The 319-nt window shown below is 41.7% G+C and carries 1 protein-coding gene; it reads left to right on the top strand.

Annotation, left to right across the window (positions count from 1 at the left end; all coding sequences use genetic code 11):
* Positions 1–265 (top strand): transposase (locus ACYQ2M_RS25435; protein WP_459919196.1); only part of this gene is annotated, 265 nt, incomplete at its 5' end.
* Between the last annotated feature and the right edge of the window lie 54 nt (positions 266–319).

Genomic DNA, 319 nt, shown 5'->3' with positions numbered 1-319 from the left:
ATTGCTTAAAGATCACATTCATCTTCATTGTCTGGTTCCGGGCGGTGTTTTGACACTGGATAAAGCAGAGTTCAAAATCAGTAATGAGTCTTTTCTATTTCCGGTCAAAGCCTTGTCCAAAGTGTTTCGTACCAAATTCATGGAAGGATTTAGTTTGCAAATCGGTGTAAAAAGGACAATATTGCACTGTGTCTCAAATTGTTGGAAGCGGAGGCCGAAGAAAGCGGGGCTTCCAGATCCGTTGAGGAGATTATGCTCGATTTGACCGGAAATGATATCCGGTGCTGCCCATTATGTAAAAAAGGAATACTGGAGAAAA

It is taken from the genome of Desulfocicer niacini (assembly GCF_054657595.1).
The sequence above is the reverse complement of the archived record's forward strand: the minus strand, read 5'-3'. Positions and strand labels throughout refer to the sequence as shown.